Below are 6,114 nucleotides of genomic sequence, written 5' to 3' on the forward strand. Positions count from 1 at the left end.
CTTCCGGTGTGGATCGTGGTGGTCAGGGCAGGTCCGTGCGGCCGTCCAGGTTGGCGACCATGCGCCGCAGGACGTTGACGGTCGCGACGTAGTCGGCGGTGGGCACCCCGTCGCGCATCTGCCGGTGTGCCTGAGCATTCCGCTCGTGGGCGCGCCGCCGCCCGGCCTCGCCGTCATCGGTCAGGGTCAGCGCCCCGGCGCCCTCGTCGACGCGCAGCCAGCCCCTGCCGGCCAGGTCGTCGAAGACAGCGCCGAAATCGGTGCCCTCGTCGGCGAATTCGGTGAGCCGTTCCGTCAGCGTCGTGCGGGTCCAGGTGCCAGGGAACCCGCTCACATGGTTGAGGGTCCACCAGTGCGGCTGGGTGAGCTGTTCGACCGCGAGCTGTCCGCGCAGGGCCCCGATGATCGCGCGGGCGGCCTGGTCGGTCCAGTAGCCCATCGGCTGGGCGGCGATCACGTCGTCGGGGTAGTCGATCATCGTCATGTCTTTGTCCTCTCGGGCTTGTTGTTGCGCGGATCAGTAGGCGGCGGTGAACCGGACCCGGTGATGCCGTGGCCGTTCCGCCTCGTCGAGCAGCGCCACCGCCAGGTCCTCCATGGAGATCACGGAGGCGCCGTCGGTGTCGACCAGCAGGTCGTCGGCGCCAAGCCGGAACAGTCCGGTTCGCGTTCCCGGCTCGAGCAGTGCGGGCGGGCTGAGGTACGTCCACTGCGCCGCCGCGTCGGCACGGCACACCTCGAGCTGGTCGGCGCACGCCCGGGCGATGCCCCGCAACTCGACGGGGAAGTCCGGCGCGTCCATCACGGTCACCCCGGCCGTGCCGGGCACGGTGAGGGTCGCGGCGCCGCCGACGACCAGCAGCCGAACCCGGGTCCGGGCCAGCCCCGCGAGCAGTACCTTCGTGGTCTCGACCAGCTCGTCCTCCCGGCCCGGTGTCGGCCGCGTCGCGCTGATCACGAGGTCCTGGCCGAGGCTGAGGTCGATGACGTCCTCGATGCTCGCCGCGTCGCCGATGCGGACCTCGGCTCCCGCCGGCACCTCGTGCGCCCGCGCCGGGCTCCGGAGCACGGCCGTCACCTCGTGGCCGCGGTCGAGGGCCTCGGCAACCGCCCTGCTGCCGACCTGTCCTGCCGCGCCGAAAACTGTGATGCGCATGGTTGTCTCGTTCCTGTCTGGTCGTTGTCGATGAATGTCGAGGTCCGTGGGGCCCGTGGTCAGGCCGGGAGGGCGGGGCTGCGCCTGGTGGTGCTCGCGCGCTCGGCAACCCAGACCAGGAAGGTGGCGAGGGCGAGCGCACCCCCGAGTGCGCTCACCCCGGCCCATCCGCCGCGCACCCAGGCGACGGCGGTCAGCGCCGAGCCCGCGGCGCCGCCGACGAAGAAGGCCGTCATGAACGCGGAGTTCAGCCGGTTGCGGATCTCGGGGGCCAGGGCATAGATGACGTTCTGGTTGCTGTTGAGAACCGACTGCTGCGCCACCGTCAGGGCGATCGCGCCCGCCAGCAGCCACACCAGCGACGTCGCCCCCGCGGCGATCGCCAGCCAGGACATCGCCAGGAGTGCGGTGCCGACGCCGGACACCCACTGCACGTACCCGCGGTCGGCAAGCCTGCCGGCCACCGGGGTGGCGATCGTCCCCGCGACGCCGACCAGACCGAAGAGGCCGATCACCGCCTCCGACCACGAGTAGTGGTCCCCGACCAGCAGGAAGGTGACGGACGTCCAGAACACGTTGAACGACGCGAGCGAGAGCGCGGCGATGACGGCCCGCCAACGCAACACGGGTTCGGTTCGGAACAGGACGACGGTCGAGCGAAGCAGCGAGGGGTACGACATCCCGGCGGGAGTGTGCAGGCGGGGCAGGACGCGCAACAGCAACACCGCGACCACGGTCAGCAGCACCGCGTTGACCCAGTAGACCGTGCGCCAGCCGCCGAACTCCGACAACATTCCCGAGACGGTCCGCGCCAGCAGTCCGCCGAGCAGGAGGCCGCTCATCACGGTGCCCACCACCCGGCCGCGATGTTCCGGATCAGCGAGCGCCACCGCGAAGGTCACCAGCACCTGTGCGGCCACCGAGGTGATGGCGGCGAGGGCGGTGCCCGCCAGCAGGACCGCACCGTTGGGGGCGGCGGCCGACATCAGGAGGAACACCGCGGTGGCCCCGAACAGCACCACCGCGAGGCGGCGCCGCTCCAGGAGATCTCCGAGCGGCAGCAGCAGGATCAGCCCCAGGGCGTAGCCGGCCTGGGCGGCGGTGACGACCATCGCCGCCGTCGAGGTGCTGAGCTGGAGGTCCTGGCGGATCACGTCCAGGAGCGGTTGTGCGAAGTAGTTGCCCGCCGCCACGAGTCCGGTCGAGACCGACATGAGAAGCAGCAGCCCTCGGCTCAGGCCGCCCGCGGCTTCGGGAGCGGCTGCACGCGGTGTGGTTCGCGGCATCACGTTTGTCATGACCAAAAGCCTGGCCAAAAAAGATCAATGAGTCCAACACATGTTTGTCACCGCAACGATCGTGATTCAAGATAGATGGATGGAGCTTCAGCAGATGCGGTACGTCATCGCCGTCGCAGAGGAGAAGAACTTCACGCGAGCGGCCGAACGCTGCCTGGTTGTCCAGTCCGCGCTGAGCCACCAGATCGCGCGCCTGGAACGAGAGTTGGGCGCAAAGCTGTTCGACCGGACCAGTCGCCGGGTCGAGCTCACGCCCGCGGGCGAGGCGTTCCTCCCCGAGGCTCGGCAGAGCGTGGAGGCAGCGGAACGGGCCCGCGCGGAGGTCACCGCCGCCGCGGGCGAGGTCCGGGGTCGGCTCGCGATCGGTGCCATCCCGACTGTCGGTGCCGTCGACCTCGCCGCGTCGCTACGGGATTTCACGGCGCGCCACCCACAGGTGCAGATCAGTCTCCGGATGGGCGCGAGCGGCGATCACATCGATCAGATCCGCCAGGGCACAATGGATGTCGCCTTCCTGGGCCTGCCGCCCGGCGTGCAGCCAACGGGCGTCCGGGGCGTCGAACTGGCGCGCGGAGAACTGGTCGCGTTGATGGCGCCGGGGCATCCCCTCGCCGAGGCGAGGGGCCTCGACCTACAGGGGCTCGCCGACCAGGTGTTCGTCGATTTTCCGGCGGGCTCCGCCGGTCGAGCGCAGTCCGATCAGGCGTTCGCGGCCGTCGGTGTCCAGCGTCGCGTCGCCTTCGAGGTGATGGCGGTGGATTTCTTCGCTCGGCTGATCCGGCAGGGCCTGTGCATCGGGTTGCTGCCGGCGTCCATCGTGTCGGAGTTCCCGGATCTGTGCGCCGTCGAGCTGCGCGATCCCCCGACCCGGGTCGAGCACTTGGTGTGGAGCCCGCGGCGGCCCACGCCCGCGGCCGCGGCCTATCTGTCCGGGCTGGGGGTCGCCGACGAGCAGCTCCTGTCGTCGCCGGGACGCCGGTAGGTAAGGGTGGCGCGCCGCGCTCAGCGCGCCCGAGCCGCCTCGATCAGGCGGGACCGACTGATGTCCAGCAGCTCCAATGTTCTTGCGGCGGTGCCGTGCTCGAGCTCCGCGACTCCGGCGACCACGTCCGCGCCCGAGATCGGCCTGCGCTCGGATTTAGCCAGCGCGGTCGCCCGCCTGAATGCGGCCTGCGCAGGTTCGGTCAGTCGCAGCGGTCCGGTCCTGGGCCGCTCGAGTGCCTGCGCACCGGAGCGACCGGCTTCGCTCAAACCCGCTGAGGTGAGGGCTTCTTCGTGCACGCGAGCGATCGCGTCGCGGAGTGCGCCCTGCGACACCCCTTCGCCGTCGAAGATGCGTTGCGCGGAACCGTCGGGCAGGGATAGGGCCGCGAGGAGCAGGTGCTCGGCTCCCGGGTTCTGATCGCCCAGACGGTCGGCCTCGGCCTCGGTCTCCGCGAACAACTGCTTCATGGTGCGCATGTCACGCAGCGCGCGGGTGAACCTCATCGACTACTCCTTGTCTGCGTGGCGGTTGAGCCGCCGGGCACGTGGGGGGCCAAGTCGCTTGTGTGCGGCCTGGCCGGAAATGCCGAGCGCCAGCCCGATCTGGGCCCAGGTCCAGCCGGCATCGAGCGCCTGTTCGACGGCTTCGATCTCGAGCTGATCGGCCCGTCGCCGAAGGGCGACCACGGACGCGAACGCCTGATCGGGACTCTCGCTCATGCTCATCAACTTAGGTTGATGGGTGTGGCCTGTCAACCTTTGTTGATGGGGTGGTCTGAAGCCGTAGGTCGGCAGATTCGAAACCGCGCTGGTGAAAGTCCTTTACCTCCGCCCGGGTGCCTTGATCCCGCGCTTCATCTGGAGTCCGCCTGGTTTGGCCTGCGGCGGCTCGGTCGGGGCAGGCGATTCAGGGTGGGGAGCCTCTCCAGCAGGGGCGTGAGCGGCGGCCTTCTTCGCGCCCGGTGCCATGCCTCCGCCCTTCATCTGCAGGCCCTTACCGCCGGGTGCCTTGGCGCCCCCCTTCATGGCGAGTCCGACGGGCTTGGCAGTCGGGGTCGCCGCGGCAGCGGGTGCCTGAGCCGCGTGAGCCTCGTCCGCCGGTGCCGCCGGTACCGGTGCGGCAGCCTTGGTGCCGGGCGCCTTGGCTGCGCCCTTCACCTGGAGGCCCTTGGCGCCCGGTGCCTTCGCGCCAGGGGCCTTGGCGAGGCCCTTCATGCCCAGTCCCTTGACCGCGGGCTTCGCGGCGGCGGGAGCAGCAGCAGCGGCTGCCTCGGCAACCGGAGCTGCTTCGGCGGCGGGGGTGGCCTCGGCGACGGGTGCCGGTGCCTTTTCGCGGGGTTCGACCTTGATGTTCGCGGTCAGTGTCGCGGGTTCGAGGCGGGTGATGGATTCGAGCATCATCTGCGCGACGTCGACGACCTCGACGCCTTCGCCCTGGCCCGATTCCTGGCGTGCGGTGACGCCGTCGGTGAGCATGACGCGGCAGAAGGGGCAGCCGGTCGCGATCTTCTTCGGGTCCGTCGACAGTGCCTCGTCGACGCGGTCGACGTTGATGCGCTTGCCGATGTTCTCTTCCATCCACATGCGCGCACCACCGGCACCACAGCACATGGACCGTTCGCCGTGACGCGGCATTTCCTTGAGGTTGCTGCCGGTGGCGGCCATCAGCTCACGGGGTGCGTCGTAGACCTTGTTGTGGCGGCCGAGGAAGCAGGGGTCGTGGTAGGTGACGTCCTCGTTGACCGAGGCGACCGGGATCAGCTTCTTCTGGCGCACCAGGCGGTTGAGCAGCTGGGTGTGGTGGATGACCTCGTAGTCACCGCCCACCTCCGGGTACTCGTTGCCGAGCGCGTTGAAGCAGTGCGCACAGGTGACGACGATCTTGCGCTTGGACTGCTCGATGCCGTCGAAGACGTTGTCGAGCGTCTCGATGTTCTGCATCGCGAGCTGCTGGAACAGGAACTCGTTGCCGGCGCGGCGAGCGGAGTCACCGGTGCAGGTCTCGTCGGCGCCCAGGACCATGAACTTCACGCCCGCGGTGGCGAGCAGTTCGGCGACGGCCTTGGTGGTCTTCTTGGCGCGGTCCTCGTAGGCGCCGGCGCAGCCGACCCAGAACAGGTATTCGTAGTCCTCGAAGGTGTCGGCGTCCTTGCCGTAGACGGGGATCTCGAAGTCCATCTCGTTGATCCAGTTGAGACGGTCCTTGGAGTTCTGGCCCCAGGGGTTGCCCTTGTTCTCGAGGTTCTTGAACAGGCCGGCCAGCTCGGAGGGGAACTCCGATTCGATGAGCACCTGGTAGCGGCGCATGTCGATGATGTGGTCGACGTGTTCGATGTCGACGGGGCACTGCTCGACGCAGGCGCCGCAGTTGGTGCACGACCACAGGGTCTCGAGGTCGATGACCGGAGCCAGCTCGCCCTCGACGGTTTCGCCGACCAGCTTGCGGCCGGCCTCGGTGAGCGCGGCCTCGGGGATCTTTGCCAGGGCGGCCTCGTTGACGTTGCCGTCGGCGTCGACCAATCCGATTTCATCGCCGGCTGACCCGTTGCCCCCAGGGCCTTTACGGCCGCCGGCCAGCAGGTAGGGCGCCTTGGCGTAGCCGTGGTCGCGCAGCGACATGATCAGCAGCTTCGGCGAGAGCGGCTTGCCGGTGTTCCAGGCGGGGCACTGGCTCTG

Annotated in this window: 7 protein-coding genes; 1 reads left to right on the forward strand and 6 read right to left on the reverse strand. The window is 69.4% G+C overall.

What is annotated here, in order from left to right:
• Window positions 1-22 precede the first annotated feature (22 nt).
• From FCG67_RS06145 to FCG67_RS06155, 3 genes are read right to left on the reverse strand one after another with little or no spacing between them, the layout of a single operon-like run.
• Window positions 23-484, reverse strand: coding sequence for a hypothetical protein (locus FCG67_RS06145; RefSeq protein ID WP_211243119.1), 462 nt, complete (start codon window positions 482-484; stop codon window positions 23-25).
• Window positions 485-517: 33 nt separating this feature from the next.
• Window positions 518-1,156: an NAD(P)-dependent oxidoreductase gene (locus FCG67_RS06150; RefSeq protein ID WP_136908025.1), complete on the reverse strand. Its 639-nt coding sequence runs from the start codon at window positions 1,154-1,156 to the stop codon at window positions 518-520.
• 59 nt (window positions 1,157-1,215) lie between these two features.
• Entirely contained in the window at window positions 1,216-2,454 is a 1,239-nt protein-coding gene (locus tag FCG67_RS06155) for an MFS transporter (RefSeq protein ID WP_246044888.1), read from the reverse strand.
• Between the two features lie 79 nt (window positions 2,455-2,533).
• Between FCG67_RS06155 and FCG67_RS06160 the strand changes: the two genes are divergently transcribed.
• Window positions 2,534-3,436: a LysR family transcriptional regulator gene (locus tag FCG67_RS06160; protein WP_136908027.1), complete on the forward strand. Its 903-nt coding sequence runs from the start codon at window positions 2,534-2,536 to the stop codon at window positions 3,434-3,436.
• 20 nt (window positions 3,437-3,456) lie between these two features.
• Here the strand turns inward: FCG67_RS06160 and FCG67_RS06165 are convergent, their stop codons facing one another.
• From FCG67_RS06165 to FCG67_RS06175, 3 genes are all read right to left on the reverse strand, one after another.
• Window positions 3,457-3,942: a Clp protease N-terminal domain-containing protein gene (locus FCG67_RS06165; RefSeq protein WP_136908029.1), complete on the reverse strand. Its 486-nt coding sequence runs from the start codon at window positions 3,940-3,942 to the stop codon at window positions 3,457-3,459.
• Between the two features lie 3 nt (window positions 3,943-3,945).
• Window positions 3,946-4,158: a hypothetical protein gene (locus tag FCG67_RS06170; RefSeq protein WP_245221121.1), complete on the reverse strand. Its 213-nt coding sequence runs from the start codon at window positions 4,156-4,158 to the stop codon at window positions 3,946-3,948.
• Window positions 4,159-4,260: 102 nt separating this feature from the next.
• A partial coding sequence (locus tag FCG67_RS06175; RefSeq protein ID WP_246044890.1) for a (Fe-S)-binding protein occupies window positions 4,261-6,114 on the reverse strand: 1,854 nt, incomplete at its 5' end.

Origin of the sequence: Rhodococcus oryzae (assembly GCF_005049235.1) — a bacterium.
Taxonomy (GTDB): domain Bacteria; phylum Actinomycetota; class Actinomycetes; order Mycobacteriales; family Mycobacteriaceae; genus Rhodococcus_G; species Rhodococcus_G oryzae.